At 61.3% G+C, this 15,240-nt stretch carries 11 protein-coding genes and 2 tRNA genes; 9 read left to right on the forward strand and 4 right to left on the reverse strand.

Annotated features, from left to right (window positions below; genetic code table 11):
* Positions 1–430 precede the first annotated feature (430 nt).
* The 8 genes from tig to P3T18_RS19310 all read left to right on the forward strand — a co-directional run bounded on the left by tig (position 431) and on the right by P3T18_RS19310 (position 9,597).
* Positions 431–1,777 carry a trigger factor gene (gene tig / locus P3T18_RS19275; RefSeq protein WP_429301539.1) on the forward strand — a complete coding sequence of 449 codons (1,347 nt, stop codon included), beginning with the start codon at positions 431–433 and terminating at the stop codon, positions 1,775–1,777.
* A 192-nt stretch (positions 1,778–1,969) separates the two neighbouring features.
* Positions 1,970–2,623 (forward strand): ATP-dependent Clp endopeptidase proteolytic subunit ClpP, encoded by a 654-nt coding sequence (gene clpP / locus P3T18_RS19280; protein WP_007182010.1) that lies wholly within the window; start codon positions 1,970–1,972, stop codon positions 2,621–2,623.
* Between the two features lie 182 nt (positions 2,624–2,805).
* Positions 2,806–4,077 (forward strand): ATP-dependent Clp protease ATP-binding subunit ClpX, encoded by a 1,272-nt coding sequence (gene clpX / locus P3T18_RS19285; protein WP_020065906.1) that lies wholly within the window; start codon positions 2,806–2,808, stop codon positions 4,075–4,077.
* Between the two features lie 200 nt (positions 4,078–4,277).
* Positions 4,278–6,701 (forward strand): endopeptidase La, encoded by a 2,424-nt coding sequence (gene lon / locus P3T18_RS19290; RefSeq protein ID WP_429301540.1) that lies wholly within the window; start codon positions 4,278–4,280, stop codon positions 6,699–6,701.
* A gap of 340 nt (positions 6,702–7,041) precedes the next feature.
* Positions 7,042–7,314: an HU family DNA-binding protein gene (locus P3T18_RS19295; protein ID WP_007585907.1), complete on the forward strand. Its 273-nt coding sequence runs from the start codon at positions 7,042–7,044 to the stop codon at positions 7,312–7,314.
* Between the two features lie 59 nt (positions 7,315–7,373).
* Positions 7,374–7,449 (forward strand) — tRNA-Val (locus tag P3T18_RS19300).
* A gap of 47 nt (positions 7,450–7,496) precedes the next feature.
* Positions 7,497–7,573 (forward strand) — tRNA-Asp (locus tag P3T18_RS19305).
* Positions 7,574–7,659: 86 nt separating this feature from the next.
* Positions 7,660–9,597, forward strand: coding sequence for a SurA N-terminal domain-containing protein (locus tag P3T18_RS19310; protein WP_429301541.1), 1,938 nt, complete (start codon positions 7,660–7,662; stop codon positions 9,595–9,597).
* Between the two features lie 112 nt (positions 9,598–9,709).
* Here the strand turns inward: P3T18_RS19310 and P3T18_RS19315 are convergent, their stop codons facing one another.
* Both P3T18_RS19315 and P3T18_RS19320 read right to left on the reverse strand, forming a co-directional pair.
* Positions 9,710–10,051 carry a hypothetical protein gene (locus P3T18_RS19315; protein ID WP_429301542.1) on the reverse strand — a complete coding sequence of 114 codons (342 nt, stop codon included), beginning with the start codon at positions 10,049–10,051 and terminating at the stop codon, positions 9,710–9,712.
* 111 nt (positions 10,052–10,162) lie between these two features.
* Complete coding sequence (locus P3T18_RS19320) at positions 10,163–10,849, reverse strand: arylesterase (protein ID WP_429301543.1); 687 nt, start codon at positions 10,847–10,849, stop codon at positions 10,163–10,165.
* Positions 10,850–10,868: 19 nt separating this feature from the next.
* Here P3T18_RS19320 and P3T18_RS19325 point away from each other — a divergent pair, with 19 nt between their 5' ends.
* A complete protein-coding gene (locus P3T18_RS19325) occupies positions 10,869–11,555 on the forward strand; it encodes an ABC transporter ATP-binding protein (RefSeq protein WP_429301544.1) in 687 nt (228 codons plus the stop codon).
* 78 nt (positions 11,556–11,633) lie between these two features.
* On the opposite strand, the gene pgi is transcribed toward P3T18_RS19325, so the two are convergent.
* Positions 11,634–13,256 (reverse strand): glucose-6-phosphate isomerase, encoded by a 1,623-nt coding sequence (pgi, locus tag P3T18_RS19330; protein ID WP_429301545.1) that lies wholly within the window; start codon positions 13,254–13,256, stop codon positions 11,634–11,636.
* A gap of 274 nt (positions 13,257–13,530) precedes the next feature.
* A complete protein-coding gene (locus P3T18_RS19335; protein WP_429301546.1) occupies positions 13,531–15,132 on the reverse strand; it encodes an NAD(P)H-hydrate dehydratase in 1,602 nt (533 codons plus the stop codon).
* Positions 15,133–15,240: the final 108 nt, after the last annotated feature.

Genomic DNA, 15,240 nt, shown 5'->3' on the forward strand with positions numbered 1-15,240 from the left:
TGGCGAGGGCGGACGGCTGGCGCCTACACGTGCGCAGCCCCGGATGCGACCGTTAGCTTAGCAGCATGGCGGCGCGCGCTGAATATGTCGAAAGGCATAGCCGGCATCGCCCGGCGGCTGCAGCCGGGCCGCGACGCGCAAGCCGGCAAGCGGGAGCCCGTACGGTCCACAAAGATGTGGAAAATGGCCCCGAAACGCACTGGAAAACGGATAAAAGGACGGCAGATCACGGAATCCCGGCTAAGCGCGCAAATAGTTTGCTAAAATATTCGGCTCTTTGGACCCAACCGTGCTGCCGGCGGCCTGCAAGCCCGCGGCGCAGGCGCGCAATCGATGCCAAGCCAACGCCTCCTGTGCGTCAATGCGGCATCGAACGGCGGCGCGGAGAAGATAACTGATTCGCTCGAATAATTTTAGGACGATTGAAGCCATGGCTAACGTTGTTGAAAACCTCGGCAAGCTCGAACGCCGCGTAACGATTTCCCTGCCGAAGGATGCCGTGCAGAAGGAAGTGGACTCGCGTATCCGCCAACTCGCGAAGAACGTGCGCATGCCGGGTTTCCGCCCGGGCAAGGTGCCGCTGAAGATGGTGACGCAACAGTACTCGGGCCAGGTGGAAGCCGAGGTGCTGAGCGACAAGGTCGGCAAGGAATTTTTCGACATCAGCCGCGCAGAAAACCTGCGCGTTGCCGGTCAGCCGAGCTTCGCGCCGAAGGCCGACGCAACCGAAGGCGACTACGCGTTCGACGCAACGTTCGAGGTGTACCCGGAAGTGAAGCTGGGCGACGTCGCCACGGCTGAAATCGAGCGCACCACCACGACCATCAGCGAAGGCGAGATCGACCGCACGCTGGACATCCTGCGCAAGCAGCGCGTTCACTTCCACGCTCGCGGCGAATCCGGCGAGCACGGTGACGGCGGCGCAGACACGGCAGCCAAGGATGGCGATCGCGTCACGGTCGACTTCGTCGGCAAGATCGAAGGTGAAGTGTTCCAGGGCGGCAGCGCCGACGACTTCGCATTCGTGCTCGGCGAAGGCCGCATGCTGCCGGAATTCGAAAAGGCAGCGGCAGGCCTGAAGGTCGGCGAGTCGAAAGAATTCGACCTGGCTTTCCCGGCCGACTACCACGGCAAGGACGTCGCAGGTAAGACGGCTCAATTCACGATCACCATGAAGAAGATCGAGTGGCCGCACCTGCCGGAAATCGACGGCGAATTCGCGAAGTCGCTCGGTATCGAAGACGGCGATCTGACCAAGATGCGTGCCGAAATCAAGGATAACCTCGAGCGCGAAGCCAAGCGCCGCACGCAAGCCATCGTCAAAAACCAGGTGATGGACGCGCTGCTGAAGATTTCGGAACTGGACGTGCCGAACGCGTTGATCGAACAGGACCAGGAACGCCTCGTCGGTATGGCGCGTCAGGATCTGGAGCAACGTGGCGTGCCGAACGCCAAAGACGCACCCATCCCGGCTGAAATGTTCAAGGAACAGGCAGAGCGTCGCGTGAAGCTGGGTCTGGTGCTGGCCGAGCTGGTCAAGGCCAACGACCTGCAGGCAAAGCCGGAACAGATCCGCGCCGAAGTCGACGAGTTCGCAAAAAGCTACGAGGACCCGAAGGAAGTCGTCCGCTGGTATTATTCCAACCAGCAACGTCTGGCTGAAATGGAAGCGTACGTCGTTGAAGCAAACGTCGTCGATTTCGTCCTCGGCAAGGCCAAGGTGACGGACAAGGAAGTAAGCTTCGAAGAACTGGCAAGCGCAACGGCGCAAGCGTAAGCGTCGCTGCAACGGCGTGCCGGCTGTCGGAGCGACGGCCCGCACGCCGTTTTTTTGTGTAGTGAATGTGTATTGCGTTTTGCATGTCGTTGCGCGGCGCGTGTGCACTGGTCGCTCACTTGAAACCGGGCTCGTCGACCACACCTGTCTAGCATCTAATATTTAGAATATTTCCAGACAAGGATCCATTGCATGACCTTTCGCGCCCAAATGCTGGACACGTTGACCTCCCAGTCGTCCCGGGATCTCGAAGCGCAGGCGCTCGGACTGGTGCCGATCGTCGTGGAAACGAGCGGCCGGGGTGAGCGCTCGTATGACATCTACTCGCGCCTGCTGAAAGAGCGCATCGTGTTTCTGGTCGGCGAAGTGAACGACCAGACGGCGAATCTCGTCGTCGCGCAGATGCTGTTCCTCGAAAGCGAAAATCCGGACAAAGACATCAGTTTCTACATCAACAGCCCGGGCGGTTCGGTCTCGGCGGGCATGGCGATTTACGACACGATGCAATTCATCAAGCCGGACGTTTCCACGCTGTGCATGGGCCTCGCCGCCAGCATGGGCGCGTTCCTGCTCGCAGCCGGCGCCAAGGGCAAGCGTTTTGCTTTGCCTAACTCGCGCGTGATGATTCACCAGCCGCTGGGTGGCGCGCGTGGTCAGGCGTCGGACATCGAAATTCAGGCACGAGAAATTCTGTACCTGAAGGAGCGTCTGAATCACCTGCTCGCGCATCACACGGGTCAGCCCGTCGAGCGTATTGCACGCGATACCGACCGCGACAACTTCATGTCCGGCGACGATGCGCAAGCTTACGGTCTGGTCGATCAGGTGGCGCACAAGCGTCCTTGATCTGGTGCAGATTTGCCCCATAACGGGGCAAATCTCTCGCCGGGTCTTTGTGAAATAATCAAGAATCGTCCGAGCGCCTGCGGCAAACGCCGTTATCCTGGCTCAAGCTCTGCCGCGCCCAAACTGCGAGGCAGGGACAAACGGCGTATCATGTAATCGAGTGTCCGGAGGCTCACACATCTATGGCGGACAAGAAAGGTTCTAACAGCGAAAAGCTGTTGTATTGCTCGTTTTGCGGCAAGAGCCAGCATGAAGTGAAGAAGCTGATTGCCGGCCCGTCGGTGTTCATCTGCGATGAATGTATCGACCTGTGCAACGAAATCATTCGCGATGAGGCAGCTGGCGCGGGTATCGAGGCGGGCTTGTCCAAGTCCGATCTGCCAAGCCCGCAGGAAATCCGCGAAATTCTCGACCAGTACGTGATCGGTCAGGAACGCGCGAAGAAGATTCTCGCGGTCGCGGTGTACAACCACTACAAGCGCCTCAAGCATCTCGACAAGAAAGACGAGATCGAACTGTCGAAGAGCAACATCCTGCTGATCGGCCCGACCGGCTCCGGCAAGACCCTGCTCGCGCAGACGCTCGCCCGTCTTCTGAACGTCCCGTTCGTGATTGCCGACGCAACCACGCTGACGGAAGCCGGCTATGTCGGTGAAGACGTCGAGAACATCATTCAGAAGTTGCTGCAGAACTGCAACTACGAAGTCGACAAGGCCCAGCGCGGCATTGTCTATATCGACGAAATCGACAAGATCAGCCGCAAGTCCGACAACCCGTCCATCACCCGCGACGTATCGGGTGAGGGCGTGCAGCAGGCATTGCTGAAGCTGGTCGAAGGTACGATGGCGTCGGTGCCGCCGCAAGGCGGTCGCAAGCACCCGAATCAGGACTTCATCCAGGTCGACACCACGAACATTCTGTTCATCTGCGGTGGCGCATTCGACGGTCTCGAGAAGGTGATCGTCGATCGTACCGAGAAGACCGGTATCGGCTTTGGCGCAAGCGTGAAGAGCAAGCAGGACCGCGACGCCGGCGAAGTGCTGCGCGAAGTGGAACCGGAAGATCTGATCAAGTTCGGTCTGATTCCCGAACTGATCGGCCGTCTGCCGGTGGTTGCCACGCTCGGCAAGCTCGATGAAACGGCGCTGATGAAGATCCTCGTCGAACCGAAGAATGCGCTCGTGAAGCAGTATCACAAGCTGTTCAACATGGAACGCGTCGAGCTTGAAATTCGCCCGGCCGCGTTGCAGGCTGTGGCGCGTAAAGCCATTCGTCGCAAGACGGGTGCGCGTGGTCTGCGCTCCATCCTGGAACAGGCGTTGCTTGATGTGATGTACGACTTGCCGCAGATGAAAGGCGTTAGCAAGGTCATCATCGACGACAACGTTATTGACGGCGACGGCAAGCCGCTGCTGATCTACGAAGACGCGCCCAAGGTCGCGGGTTCGAACTGATCGGCTTCGGGAAATGCAAAAAAGCCGTTCATGGCGACGTGAACGGCTTTTTCGTTTATCGTGTGGTCAAGGAAGCTTGTTTTCACAATGGAGTCACTGAACCTTCGGAGTCACTGAACTTTTCCCACACGCGGAGGCTTGCAATCTTTTCTGCTGGCCTCACCTATCGAACGAACTGATTCCACTCATGGGGAAATGAAATGTCAGGAACCCAACTCCTTCCGCCGGAACGCATTACGCTCCCGCTGCTCCCGCTGCGTGACGTAGTCGTCTTCCCGCACATGGTGATTCCGCTCTTCGTAGGCCGCCCGAAGTCGATCAAGGCTCTCGAAGCAGCGATGGAAGGCGGCAAGCACATCATGCTCGTCGCCCAGAAAACGGCTGCGAAAGATGAGCCGACCGAAAAGGACATGTACGAAGTAGGGTGTATCGCCAACATCCTGCAAATGCTGAAGCTGCCGGACGGCACCGTGAAGGTGCTCGTCGAAGGCTTGCAGCGCGCGAAAACGCTTTCCATCGAAGAACAGGAAACGCAGTTCTCGTGCGAAGTCATGCCGCTCGAACCCGACCACGCCGACAGCGCTGAAACCGAAGCGTTGCGCCGCGCGATCGTGTCGCAGTTTGATCAGTATGTGAAGCTGAACAAGAAGATCCCTCCGGAGATCCTGACGTCGCTGTCGGGTATCGACGAAGCGGGTCGTCTGGCCGACACGATCGCGGCGCATCTGCCGCTCAAGCTCGACCAGAAGCAGCACATCCTTGAGATGTTCCCGGTCATCGAGCGTCTCGAGCATCTGCTCGCGCAACTCGAAGCCGAGATCGACATCCTGCAGGTCGAAAAGCGCATCCGTGGGCGTGTCAAGCGCCAGATGGAGAAGAGCCAGCGCGAGTACTACCTGAACGAGCAGGTCAAGGCGATCCAGAAGGAACTCGGCGAAGGCGAAGAAGGTGCGGATCTCGAAGAACTCGAGAAGCGCATCACGGCTGCCCGCATGCCGAAGGAAGCCAAGAAGAAGGCCGACGCCGAGCTGAAGAAGCTCAAGCTGATGTCGCCGATGTCGGCTGAAGCGACGGTCGTGCGCAACTACATCGATACGCTGATCGGCTTGCCGTGGCGCAAGAAGAGCAAGGTCAACAACGACCTCTCGAATGCGGAACGCGTGCTCGACGAAGACCACTTCGGCCTCGAGAAAGTGAAGGAACGCATTCTCGAGTATCTCGCGGTCCAGCAACGTGTCGACAAGGTCAAGGCGCCGATCCTGTGCCTCGTCGGGCCTCCGGGCGTTGGTAAGACGTCGCTGGGTCAGTCGATCGCTCGCGCTACGAACCGCAAGTTCGTGCGTATGGCGCTCGGCGGTGTGCGTGACGAAGCCGAGATTCGCGGCCATCGTCGTACGTACATCGGTTCGATGCCGGGCAAGATTCTGCAGAGCCTGACCAAGGTCGGCGTGCGCAATCCGCTCTTCCTGCTCGACGAAGTCGACAAGATGGGTCAGGATTTCCGCGGCGATCCGTCGTCGGCCTTGCTGGAAGTGCTCGATCCGGAACAGAACCACACGTTTGCTGATCATTACGTCGAAGTCGACTTCGATCTGTCGGACGTTATGTTCGTGGCAACGTCGAACTCGCTGAACATTCCGCCGCCGCTGCTCGACCGGATGGAAGTGATCCGCCTGTCGGGGTACACGGAAGACGAGAAGGTCAGCATCGCGCAACGTTATCTTTTGCCCAAGCAGAAGAAGAACAACGGCCTCAAGGATGGCGAGGTCGATGTGACGGAAATCGCGATCCGCGACATCATTCGTTATTACACGCGTGAAGCGGGCGTGCGTTCGCTCGAGCGTGAAGTGTCGAAGATCTGCCGCAAGGTCGTGAAGATGCTTCTGCTGAAGAAGGCGGAAGGCGCGGTGAAGGTCGACGGCAGCAACCTCGACACGTTCCTCGGCGTGCGCAAGTACGACTTCGGTCTGGCCGCCAAGGAAAATCAGGTTGGTCAGGTCACGGGTCTGGCGTGGACGGAAGTGGGCGGCGATCTGCTGACCATCGAAGCCGCAGTGATGCCGGGTAAGGGCAACGTGATTCGCACCGGTTCGCTCGGCGACGTGATGAAGGAATCGGTCGAGGCAGCACGCTCGGTGGTTCGTTCGCGCTCGCGCCGTCTCGGTATTAAGGACGAAGCCTTCGAGAAGCAGGACATTCACATCCACGTGCCGGAAGGCGCGACACCGAAAGACGGTCCGTCTGCCGGTATTGCGATGACCACCGCGCTGGTGTCGGTATTGACCGGTATTCCGGTGCGCGCCGACGTCGCGATGACGGGCGAAATCACGTTGCGTGGTGAAGTTCTGCCGATCGGCGGCCTGAAGGAAAAGCTGCTCGCGGCGCATCGCGGCGGTATCAAGCTGGTGCTGATTCCGGAAGAAAACGTTAAGGATCTGACGGAGATTCCGGACAACGTGAAGAACGCAATCGAAATCGTGCCGGTCCGCTGGATCGACAAGGTGCTCGAACTTGCGCTCGAACGTGTACCGCAGGCTTTGCCGGAAGAAGAGCCGAAGCCGGCAGCGCCGGTTGCAGCTGAACCCGGCAAGGACGGCGCAGCGACAGAAGTCGTCAAGCACTAAAGCGCTTCGTATCTAAAGCGTCTGCTGGAAAAAAACCCGCGGCTCAGGCCGCGGGTTTTTTCTTGGCTGGAACATGTCGAGTCATCGGGTCGCGTCTGATCTTCCCAACTTTTTTGAGCATTGCCTTCGGCAGATCATCAATGACTTGCTCGCGTCTTCGAGGCTGCAAGAATTGGTGACAATCGAGGCTTCGCGAAAGCGTCCGAATCAGGCTCAACCCCGCTTGACACAAGGGTTTCGGCCCATTCTAATGAGGCGGCTAGGCGTTACCCGCCAGCCGCGTGATATCAGGCGCTGAAAAGCGCCGTCACGATTGCCATAACATTCTCGGGGGTTAGGAATGAACAAGACGGAATTAATCGATCACATTGCACAGCAAGCGGACATTTCGAAGGCTGCGGCGGGCCGTGCATTGGATGCTGTGATCGGTGGCGTCAAGGGTACGTTGAAGAAGGGCGGTTCGGTTACGCTGGTTGGTTTCGGCACGTTCGCAGTCGGCAAGCGCACGGCACGCACCGGACGCAATCCGCGCACCGGCGCAGCAATCAAAATCAAGGCGGCCAAGGTTCCCAAATTTAGGCCTGGCAAAGCTCTGAAGGATGCGCTAAACTAATGGGCTTGCTGCTTGAGGAATTCAGGCAGTAAATGCAGAAGCACGCTGAATAGTGAAACGGGTGCTTAGCTCAGTTGGTAGAGCGGCGCCCTTACAAGGCGTAGGTCGGGAGTTCGAGCCTCTCAGCACCCACCAGTTTCAGATTCAGGTCAGTGTTTCGGCGCAGCGCAATTGCAGTATTAGGAGTGGTAGTTCAGTCGGTTAGAATACCGGCCTGTCACGCCGGGGGTCGCGGGTTCGAGTCCCGTCCACTCCGCCAGTATCCTCGAAAGGCGAACTCCGGTTCGCCTTTTTTATTGCCCGCTGTTGTAAGATCGGGCGTTCTGTTTTTGGCACCCCTTACGCATGCTCGATTTTTTCCGTAATCACAAACGCCTGATGATGTTCATGCTCATCCTCGTCATTGTGCCGGGGTTGGGTTTTGTCGGTATTCAAGGCTTCCGCGGCTTCTTTGACGAAAGCGCAAACGTCGCGAGCGTGAACGGCCACAAGATTACCCGTGCAGAGTATGACGACGCGATGCGTCAGCAACTCGATCGCGCTCGTCAGATGCTCGGCGCGCAGTTCGACATGAAGTCGTTCGATACGCCGGAACGTCGCAGCGAAATGCTCGACGGTCTCATCGAGCAGCGCGTGCTGGCCGATGAAACGCAGCGTCTGCATCTCACGGCTTCCGACGACGCAGTACGTCGCGTGCTGCTAAACGATCCGGTTATCTCGTCGCTGAAAAACGCCGACGGTTCGATCGACGTGGACCGCTACAAACAGTTGCTCGCCATGCAAGGCATGACGCCCGATCAGTACGACGAACGGGTTCGCTATAGCATCGCCACGCAGCAACTGCCGGCTTCCATTCAGGGCAGCGCATTCACGTCGAAGACGTTGGCGCAGCATCTCACCGAGTTGGCCGAGCAGCAGCGCGAAGTGCAGGGCATCGCGTTCCATCCGCGCGACTACGCAGCAAAAATCCAGCCGACCGACGCGCAACTGCAAGCCTATTACGACGCTCATCGCAACGAATTCGCGACGCCCGCGACGGCAAGCATCCAGTATCTGGTGCTGTCGCCGGCTACGTTGTCGGCTAACGTGCAGCCGAGCGACGCCGATCTGAAGAAGTACTACGACGACAACATCGCGCATTACCGCACGGATGGTCAGGTGCGCGCGAGCCACATCCTGATCGCCGCGCCGAAAGACGCGAGCGCCGCCGATAAAGCGAAGGCCAGGCAGAAGGCCGAAGACCTGCTCGCGCAGATCAAGGCGCATCCGGACCAGTTTGCGCAGATCGCCCAGCAGAATTCGCAGGATCCCGGTTCGGCGTCGAAGGGCGGTGACCTGGGTTACTTCGGGCGCGGCATGATCGCCGGCGGTCAGGCTTTCGACGACGCTGTTTTCGGCCTCAAGAAAGACGAAGTCAGCGGCATCGTGCAGACGGATTTCGGCTATCACATCGTCAAGGTGACGGACGTGAAGCCGGCGGTCACGAAGCCGTTCGACGAAGTGAAGGACCAGATCGCGAAGGACGTGAAAACGCAGCAGGCCGGCAAGGCATTCAGCGACGACTCGGAAGGCTTCACGTCGCTCGTCTATGAAAAAGCGAAGAGCTTGCAGCCGGCAGCCGACAAGTACAAGTTGCAAGTGCAGACCGCCACGGTCTCGCCGCAACCGGACCCGAAACTGCCGCCTGACAGCCCGTTGAACAATGCCAAGTTCCTTGCCGCGGTCTTTGCAAACGACTCGGTGACGGCGCGCAACAACACGCAAGCGGTCGACGTCGGCGGTAACACGCTGATCGCGGCGCACGTGACGGACTACAAGGCCGCGGCCGTGCCGTCGCTGGACGCGGTGAAAGACGCCGTGCGTCAGAAGGTGATCGCCGCGCAGTCGAACGAAGCGGCGCATAAGGACGGCATTGCCAAGCTGGCCGATTTCGAGAAGTCGAAATCGACGGCGGGATTCTCGTCGCCGCTGAAGGTGTCGCGCAACGACGCGCAAGGCGTTCCGCCCGCAGCACTGAGCGCAATCTACAAAGCGGATGCGCAAAAATTGCCGGCTTACGTGGGTGTCGACCTCGGCGACGACGGTTACGCGATCTATCGCGTGAATTCAGTCGTGGCAAGCGCGCCGACCGATCCGCAGCGTCTTGCGGCGGCGCAGCAGCAGATCGCGCAGGTCGAGTCGCAGTCTGAAGCCGAAGCCTACGTACAGGCAGTGCGCGCGCGCTCGAAGGTCAAATTCTTCGGCTCGCTGGACAGCAGCAATGCACAGGCAAGCGGCGACTAAGTTGCCGTGATAGGCCAGAAACAGAAAAGCCCCGCAATTGCGGGGCTTTTTTGTTTGACGGCGCGAATCTCACGCCGTCAAAGACTTGCTGCGGATGCGTCTTCGGAATGCCTTACAGGCAGCCGCTGATCGCGCCCGTGGCATCGCTGCCGGCACCGCCGTTGGCGCGGAAGCCAACCCAGGTGCCCTTACCGGAATACGACGGACGAACCACCGCGGCTGCGCCGTTAGGCGGTTGCTGGCCCGGAACGTAGACGTCCATGGCCTGGTCGTTGGCAAGCGTATCTTGCGAGACCACTTGCTGCTGCGAATTGTCGGCCCATTTCTGCGCGATGCAGGTTGCGACGGCCTTCGGGGGTTGCTGGCTTTGGCCGACCGACTGGACGCCAGCGGGCGGTTGAGCGGCGCAGGCGGAAATTGCCACGGTCAAAGCGATTAACGGTAGGTATTTCACGTTATCTCCTCAGAAGTCGCTCAAATTCGAGCTGGGGTCGCGGGATTTGGACAGTCTGATCGACGGTGCCGATCCGCGTCCCCCAATTACTGGAAACAGGCCGACGCGCGGTTAATGCGCAGAACCTGTTGTGCGAAGGAGTGGCTTGACGGCTGGCCACACGTTGTTGAGTAGCACTGGCTGTGCCTGCTGGGTCGGATGAATCTGATCGGCCTGAAACATGTCGGGTTTGTCGGCGATGCCGGCGAGCAGAAACGGCACCAGCGGCACGCGCAATTGCTGGGACAACTGGTCGTACACGCCATGGAACTTCTGCGTGTAGTCCGGGCCGTAATTAGGTGGTACATACATGCCCACCAGCACGACCTTCGCGTGACCTTGCTGGGCCTGCTCGATGATCGTGCGCAGGTTGTCTTCGGTCGTGGAGAGCGGCACGCCGCGCAGAGCGTCGTTGGCGCCCAGTTCGACGATCACGATGCTGGGCTTCAGACGTTGCATCAGGGCCGGCAGACGGGCGCGTCCGCCGCTCGTGGTGTCGCCGCTGATGCTTGCATTGGCGACGCTATAATCGATTCGCTCGTCGGTGAGACGCTGGCGCATCAGTGCAACCCAGCCGGTGTCGCGGGGCAGGCCGTACTCGGCCGAGATGCTGTCGCCGAGCACGACGATCACCGGCCTGGCTTGCTCGGGCGTGTTGGCTGCCCGCACGGCGAGGGGCAATGAAAAGAGGGTTGCGGCCAGCACGGCCGAGCCGATTGCCGTAGTCAGCGCCGTGGCGCGAGACCTGTCGGCGCGCATGTTCAACCTACGCTTCACCATGCTAAACAAAACTGATCCAGTCATTGAAGTGCGGGGCTTGTGTAAGAAGGTTAAGGATGCAACGGGCGAACTGACAATTCTCGACAACATCGATCTTGCCATCGAGGCAGGCAGCAGTGTGGCGATCGTCGGCGCGTCCGGCTCGGGCAAGTCTACGCTGCTCGGCTTGCTCGCAGGATTGGACAGCGCGAGCTCCGGCTCGGTTCGGTTGCTCGGGCGCGAACTCGGCGAGTTGAACGAAGACGAGCGCGCGGCGCTGCGCAGCGGCTCGGTGGGCTTTGTGTTCCAGTCGTTCCAGTTGATGCCGCATCTCACCGCGCTGGAGAACGTCACGTTGCCGCTCGAATTGCAAGGCGGCGTCGGTACGCGTGAGGCGGCCGAGCGGGCGCGCGGTTTTCTGGAGCAGGTGGGCCTGGGTCAACGCACGGGCCATTACCCCAAGCTGTTGTCCGGCGGCGAGCAGCAACGTGTCGCGCTTGCACGCGCCTTCGTCACGCATCCGGCCATTCTCTTTGCGGACGAACCCACGGGCAGTCTCGATGCCGCCACGGGCCATGCCGTCATCGATCTGATGTTCCAGATGAATCGCGCGAACGGCGCAACGCTCATTCTGGTCACGCACGATATCGAACTTGCGCGACGTTGCGATTCCACGGTCACGATCGAAGCAGGACGCCTCGCGTAAAAAAAGCGGACCGCAAGGGTCCGCTTTCTGTTTGCCCCGATCTACCTATCGGGGCGCGCGATCAGGCACATCGCGGCATCACTTCTTCAATGCCGCCCGTGCGCGCGCGATCAGCGCCGAGGTCGACGAGTCGTGCTTCTTTTCGTCGACGCTGGCGGCGGTCAGATCGGCCTCGACTACTTTGCCGAGAATCTTGCCGAGTTCCACGCCCCACTGATCGAACGGATTGATGTTCCACACCGACGCCTGCACCAGCACCTTGTGCTCGTACAGCGCGATCAATGCGCCCAGCGAGCGCGCGGTCAGCGCGTTCACGATCAGCGTGCTGGTGGGACGATTGCCCGGGAAAACCAGGTGCGGAGCAAGCTCGGGCTTGTCGGCGCCGGCCACTTTCTTCGCTTCCTCGAGCGTACGGCCGAGCATGAGCGCTTCGCTTTGCGCAAAGCAGTTGGCCAGCAGTTTGGCGTGATGGTTGGCGAGCGGATGCTCCGGCGTCAACACGGCAATGAAGTCGATCGGGACGATGGTCGGCCCCTGGTGCAGCATCTGGAAAAATGCATGCTGACCGTTCGTGCCCGGTTCGCCCCACGTCACGGCAGCCGTCGGATAGTCGACCATCGCGCCGTCGAGTCGCGCCGACTTGCCGTTGCTTTCCATCTCCAGTTGTTGCAGATACGACGGCAGGAAGTGCAGTGCTTCAGAGTACGGCGCGACGAGATAGCTTTGCGAGCCGAAGAAGTTGCGATACCAGATGCCGATCATGCCGAGCAGTACCGGCAGATTCTTCTCGAGCGGTGCGTCGCGGAAATGCTGATCCATCTCGTTGGCGCCGGCCAGCAGTTCGCCGAACTGCTGCGGTCCGATCGCGATCATGATCGACAGACCCACCGCCGACCACAGCGAGTAGCGGCCGCCGACCCAGTCCCACATCTCGAACACGTTCTCTTTGGCGATGCCGAACTTGACCACCTCGGCCGGATTCGCCGACACGCCCACGAAGTGCTTCGACAACGCGTTTTCCGGACAGCCTTTCTCGACGAACCAGTCGCGCAGCGAGCGCGCGTTGGTCATGGTTTCGAGCGTGGTGAACGTCTTGGAGACGATGATGGCGAGCGTTTCTTCCGGATCGATCTGCTGCAACACGTTGTACAGATCGGCGCCATCTACGTTCGAGACGAAATGCGTGGTGATCTCCGGCGTGGCGAGGTGATGCAACGCATGCACGACCATCTTCGGACCGAGGTCCGAACCGCCGATGCCGATATTCACGACGTAGCGGATGCGCTTGCCGGTGTAGCCCGTCCATTCGCCGCTGCGGACCTTGTCGGCGAAGGCGGCCATTTTGGCGCGTTCGGCCTGCACCTGCGCATGGAAAGGTGCTTTCGGGTCGGTGGCGCGCAGGGCCGTGTGCAACGCGGCGCGGCCTTCCGTCGGGTTGACGACCTCGCCCGCGAACATGGCGTCGCGGCGTTTTTCCACGCCGGCTTCGCGCGCGAGTTGCACGAGCAGCTTCAGGGTTTCGTCGGTGATGCGGTTCTTCGAGAAGTCGGCGGTGAGACCGCCACCTGCGAACGCGAAGCGTTCGGCGCGGGTGGGCGCGGGATCGTTCTCGGGGGCGAACCAGTCGCGCAGATGCGCATCGCGAATCTTCTCGTAATGCGTTTGCAGCGAGGACCAGGTGGGGAGCGAGTTCTGCGTCATAGCGTCCGTCTAACGAAGAGGCATGAGAAAGGCGTGCGCGTGAAGCGCGGCCGAGGATGATGCAACGATGCTGTTAGAGCGATGCCGCGCGGCCAGGTTCGCTGCAGATTGCGGCGAACGTCGCGAGCCGGTTCCGTGACGAACGGGCGTGCTGGAGTTCGTGGCAACCCGCGGCAGACAATGACGCGCGGCGCAGTCAACCAGTATAGCGGCCTTGCGTGACAGGCGGCAGCGGTTTGGACATCGCGCGCACAGTGTGGGACGCGCGGTCCGCTCAATCCACTGAAGGATAGAACAGCCGGTTGAGCAGCGTGCGGACCATGGGCGCGAGTTCGCCCGCGGTGAGACCGGCGGGGCCGTCGCCTTGCGCGCTCAGCGTGTCGGCGGCGAGGCCGTGCAGATACACGCCGGCGAGCGCGGCCTCGAACGGCGGCAGGTGCTGCGCGAGCAGTGCGCCGATGATGCCGCCGAGCACGTCGCCGGTGCCTCCGGTCGCGAGTGCCGCGTTGCCGGTCGGATTGACCACGAGGCGTCCGTCCGGGGCGGCGATGATCGTGCCCGTGCCTTTCAGCACGATGACACCCGCGAAGCGTGCCGCGAGCGCGCGTGCCGCGGCGAGACGGTCGCGCTGCACGCCGGGCGCGTCGGTGCCGAGCAGACGGGCGGCTTCGAGCGGATGCGGCGTCAGCACGCACGGATCGCCCTGCACGCCACGCGCTGTGACTGCGGCGGCGAGCGAGGGGTCTTTCGCGATCAGGTTCAGCGCGTCGGCGTCGAACAGTTTGGGGACGTCGAGCGGCAGCACGTCGTGCATGACCTGGGTGGCGCGCTCGCGATGACCCATGCCGCAGCCAACCGCCAGCGCGTCCATTTTGTCGAGCGGCAAAGCGTCGATAGCGTGCAGCATCAGTTCCGGATGCGGCGGATCGTAAGGCGGCGCGCCGTCGCCCAGCAGCGCGACGTGCACCTTGCCGGCGCCGGTGTAGAGCGCGGCGCGCGATGCCAGAATCGGCGCGCCGCACATGCCGGTGTCGCCGCCGACCACGGCGAGGCTGCCGAAGCTGCCCTTGTTGGTGGCGAAGTCGCGCGGCGGCAGGAACGCGGCGAAGAGTTCCGGCGCGTTGAGCTGGATGCCGGCGCGTGCGGTGCTGTCGATGCCGATCGGCGCCACGGTCACCGATCCGGCGAGATCGCGGCCTTGCGCGGTGAACAGGCCCGGTTTGGCGCCGATGAAGGTGAGGGTGTGGGTCGCCTTGACCGCATGGCCGTCGTTGCCGCTGACGCCGGCCGCCACCACCGTGCCGGTGTCGCCGTCGAGGCCGCTCGGAACGTCCAGCGCGAGGACGCCGCCTTTTCGCGGGCGCGTCGTGGCTCGTTGCGACAGTTGCCGCGCGACGCGGGCGAACACGCCTTCGAGCGGGCGCGCGAGGCCGATGCCGAACATACCGTCGACGAGACAGGTATAGTCGTCGAACGACGCGGGCGGTTCCGTCGCGATGACGACGCCCGCAGCGCGCGCCGTTTCGAGTGCCCAGCGGGCGTCGTCGGGTTTGACTTCGACCGGCATGCACAGCTCGACCGCGACGCCCGCCTCGTGCAGCAACCTGGCCAGGACGAGCGCGTCGCCGCCGTTGTTGCCGGGGCCGGCGATCAGCCAGACCTTATGTTTTGCGCGCTCGACCGAGGTGTCGCGGGTGATCTGTTCGAGCAGGAAGCTGGCGGCTGCCTCGCCCGCGCGCGACATCAGCGTATGGGGTGGCAGCGCCGCCGCCGCTTGCGTCTCGAGAATGCGCAGATCGGTTTGCGTGAGCAACGCAATAGCGCGGTTACGGGGAGACAGCAGCGTGGGCAGAGCAGGGAAGGCGGAGTCGGTCATGGCGGCCTGATGTCACCGTTGCACGGTGGGAGCATGTCGGAGCCACTATGTTAGTGCCGATGACGGTCGCGCGTGACGGCCGGACGGCAATGTGCGAGATAACAGCGG

Origin of the sequence: Paraburkholderia sp. GAS199, assembly GCF_050436585.1 — a bacterium.
In the GTDB taxonomy this organism is placed as follows: domain Bacteria; phylum Pseudomonadota; class Gammaproteobacteria; order Burkholderiales; family Burkholderiaceae; genus Paraburkholderia.

Bases quoted from the DNA above. Each gene is read 5' to 3' on its own strand.
- tig (WP_429301539.1), top strand. From the start codon at position 431: ATGGCTAACGTTGTTGAAAACCTCGGCAAGCTCGAACGCCGCGTAACG.
- clpP (WP_007182010.1), top strand. From the start codon at position 1,970: ATGACCTTTCGCGCCCAAATGCTGGACACGTTGACCTCCCAGTCGTCC.
- clpX (WP_020065906.1), top strand. From the start codon at position 2,806: ATGGCGGACAAGAAAGGTTCTAACAGCGAAAAGCTGTTGTATTGCTCG.
- lon (WP_429301540.1), top strand. From the start codon at position 4,278: ATGTCAGGAACCCAACTCCTTCCGCCGGAACGCATTACGCTCCCGCTG.
- P3T18_RS19295 (WP_007585907.1), top strand. From the start codon at position 7,042: ATGAACAAGACGGAATTAATCGATCACATTGCACAGCAAGCGGACATT.
- P3T18_RS19310 (WP_429301541.1), top strand. From the start codon at position 7,660: ATGCTCGATTTTTTCCGTAATCACAAACGCCTGATGATGTTCATGCTC.
- P3T18_RS19320 (WP_429301543.1), bottom strand. From the start codon at position 10,849: ATGCGCGCCGACAGGTCTCGCGCCACGGCGCTGACTACGGCAATCGGC.
- P3T18_RS19325 (WP_429301544.1), top strand. From the start codon at position 10,869: ATGCTAAACAAAACTGATCCAGTCATTGAAGTGCGGGGCTTGTGTAAG.
- pgi (WP_429301545.1), bottom strand. From the start codon at position 13,256: ATGACGCAGAACTCGCTCCCCACCTGGTCCTCGCTGCAAACGCATTAC.
- P3T18_RS19335 (WP_429301546.1), bottom strand. From the start codon at position 15,132: ATGACCGACTCCGCCTTCCCTGCTCTGCCCACGCTGCTGTCTCCCCGT.